The 2749-nt window shown below is 64.1% G+C and carries 2 protein-coding genes and 2 pseudogenes; 3 read left to right on the top strand and 1 reads right to left on the bottom strand.

Annotated elements, in window-relative coordinates:
* Nucleotides 1–240 precede the first annotated feature (240 nt).
* The 3 genes and pseudogenes from IE271_RS40570 to IE271_RS43160 all read left to right on the top strand — a co-directional run.
* Nucleotides 241–804: a TetR family transcriptional regulator C-terminal domain-containing protein gene (locus IE271_RS40570; RefSeq protein WP_229919977.1), complete on the top strand. Its 564-nt coding sequence runs from the start codon at nucleotides 241–243 to the stop codon at nucleotides 802–804.
* Nucleotides 801–1190 (top strand): tautomerase family protein, encoded by a 390-nt coding sequence (locus IE271_RS40565; RefSeq protein ID WP_308435263.1) that lies wholly within the window; start codon nucleotides 801–803, stop codon nucleotides 1188–1190. The genes IE271_RS40570 and IE271_RS40565 overlap by 4 nt, the downstream gene beginning before the upstream one ends.
* A 35-nt stretch (nucleotides 1191–1225) precedes the next feature.
* Nucleotides 1226–1666 (top strand): annotated as a pseudogene (locus tag IE271_RS43160) (helix-turn-helix domain-containing protein); the annotation flags it as partial.
* Between the two features lie 170 nt (nucleotides 1667–1836).
* Here the strand turns inward: IE271_RS43160 and IE271_RS40555 are convergent.
* A pseudogene (locus IE271_RS40555) lies at nucleotides 1837–2124 on the bottom strand (transposase); the annotation flags it as partial.
* Nucleotides 2125–2749: the final 625 nt, after the last annotated feature.

Genomic DNA, 2749 nt, shown 5'->3' with positions numbered 1-2749 from the left:
GCCGGCCACCACCCTGCGGACGCGACGGCGCCTCCGGCACCACCCGCTGGAACAGCTCCCACAACCCGTCCGGGACCAGACGCTCAACCATCAACACATGCTCAGGCTACCGCCAAGGCCAAATGAGATGACCTCTAACGAACCGAATTCCAGACTCAGAAGACTAGGTGTTGCGGGACATGACGTTGTAGGCAGCTGGGTCGGTGGCGTCCTGTACCTATTGGTATGTACTGTCAGGGGGTGACCAATCGCGATCGTCTACTCGAAAGTACAAGGGCCCTGCTCTGGGAGCGTGGCTATATCGGCGCTAGCCCTGCCGCGATCCAGCAGCGGGCGAAGGTTGGGCAGGGCAGCATGTACCACCATTTCGACGGGAAACGAGGGCTTGCTGTCGAGGCGCTCACCACGACGGCACAGGACATACGGCTGCGGGCCGAAGCCGCGCTGGACCGCCCCGGGCCGGCTCTGGATCGGGTCGTGGCCTATCTGCGCGTTGAGCGGGAAGCGTTGCGAGGTTGCCCTGTGGGGCGCATGGCGTTCGACCCGGACGTGGTGGCCGACGACGCGCTACGGGGCCCTGTCGAGGGGTACTTCTCGTGGCTCACCGAGCGCCTGCGGCAGCTATTGGAGGAGGCGCGAACGGCTGAGCAGATTGCACCGCATCTGGCTCCTGCGGATGTCTCGGTTGCTGTGGTCGCCACGATCCAGGGCGGTTACGTGCTCGCGCGGGCCTTGCAGGACCCGAGCGCCATGTCTGCCGCGCTCGACGGGGTCATCGCGCTTCTGACCGGCGGGAAGGGATGATCGCGATGCCACTGGTTCGTATCGATGTCCTACGGATGCAGCCATCCCAGCTCGACGCTGTCGGAGACGCCGTCCAGCAGGCCCTTACCGAGTCCATGGGATTCCCCTCCGAGGATCGGTTCCAAATCCTGACCAACCATGACGGCGCAACCGGAACACTTCGGCACGGGACCTACCTCAATGTCCCCCGCGACGACGGCGTTGTCTACATCGACATCACGATGCGGGGCGGTCGCACCGACGAACAGAAGCGCCAGATGTACGCGCAGATCTGTCGCCGGCTCACCGATCAGGCACAGGTCGCACCTCACAACGTCTTCATCGTGCTCCACGAGAACCGCGAGGCCGACTGGTCTTTCGGCTATGGCAAAGCGCAATACCTGTAGGCGTCCCACGACACCCGGATCCGAGAAAGGGCGCCTTGGCCAACCACGCATACGCTCCTCTCGACATCGAAGGGCGCCGTCGCCTCGTTGAGCGCTGCAAGACCAGAGCGATCGCCCGTATCGCTGCAGAGATGGGGATCTCCCGCGCGACCGTGTCGAAGGGGGTCGACCGCTACCGCCGTTACGGTGAAGTCGGCCTCCTTGACCGTGCCTCGACGCCGAACCGTCAGCCCACGGCGACGGACGTCGCCCTCGTGGTCCGGATCGAGGCAATGCGGCGCGAACACAAGTGGTCTGCCTCGCGGATCGCATTCGGGCCTGAAGCAAACGGAATCATGATCAGTCGCCGCACGGTGACCCGACAGCTGGCCGCGATCGGCCTGAACTACCGGAGGTTCATAGACCCCGACGGCGAAACGAACCGCGCACCGCGAAAGATCATCGCCCGCCGGCCGGGTCACATGGTCCACATTGATGCGGGCAGGCGTCAATCGGGCGCGAGGCAGGCTCCTATCAGGCCACGTCACCGACCGGCCAGGAACCCGGCGGAGCCGCACATCGCCATAAAAGCCACCGGCTGCAAGCCGGAGCAGCGAAAAAATGAGCGAACCCCACCGGGCTGTACCCATTGTGGCATTGACGCGAAGAAACTCGCCGCGGCCTTGAGGATTTCGTTGGCCCGTTTCAGCTCGGCGTTTTCCTTCTTCAACGCCTTGAGCTGGGCGGATTCCTCCGTCGTCGTCCCCGGACGCGTCCCCGCGTCGATCTCGTGCTGCTTCACCCAGTTCCGCAGCGTCTCGCGGGAGCCGATGCCGAGCTTCTCGGTCACCGCCTGCAGAGCGGCCACCTCATTGGGGTGGTCGTTGCGCACCTCGGCGACCATGCGCACCGCACGACGGCGGAACTCAAGGGGGTAACGGGAAGGTCGTGCCATGACTCGATCCTTTCATGAAACCGAGTCTGCATTCGAACCGGGGCGGTTCAACCCAGAACAGCTGCACACCGACACAGGACCCCACCAGGACCACTGCACAACGACAAACCCACAGGCCAGCCGCTATAGCCCCACCAACACCCGCACCGCCGGAACCACACCCCCGCCACTCACCAAAGTGAGCAACACCAGCCCACCAACAAGATCATTGATCACTTGCCGTAGTGCTGCACAACTGAACATCGAGCATTGAAGTGGTTGAAACTTAAATCACAGAACGGCACCCCGGGCTACCGGTAGCCGCATCCCGACGCGCGGAGGTGCCTGAGCCGACCGGCCCTTCAGGCCCGGTCGGCGGAGCCACCCGCCCACAGCGGCCACGCCTTTGCTGCGTTTGTCCGTCTCGGCCACCACCACCCGAGACTCAGATCCGCTGGTGCCGCCCACTTGCCGTACCAGACGTACCCAGCCGCACGCGAAGCCTCCTCAGCCCAGGTGCCCTTTGGAGCAGGGCACGGCCTCGTCTCGCTTAGAACTCCTAACAAAGGGCGAGGTTTTTCAGTCGGCGCCAGCAGATGATGCTGCAGGCCAGGCTGAGGAACGCTTCGTGGATGTCGTCGCGTAT

The sequence above is a fragment of the Streptomyces minutiscleroticus genome, from assembly GCF_014650875.1.
GTDB classification, from domain to species: Bacteria; Actinomycetota; Actinomycetes; order Streptomycetales; family Streptomycetaceae; genus Streptomyces; species Streptomyces minutiscleroticus.
The sequence above is the reverse complement of the archived record's forward strand: the minus strand, read 5'-3'. Positions and strand labels throughout refer to the sequence as shown.

Excerpts from the sequence above, each read along its gene's own strand:
- IE271_RS40565 (WP_308435263.1), top strand. The coding sequence starts at position 801 with ATGATCGCGATGCCACTGGTTCGTATCGATGTCCTACGGATGCAGCCA.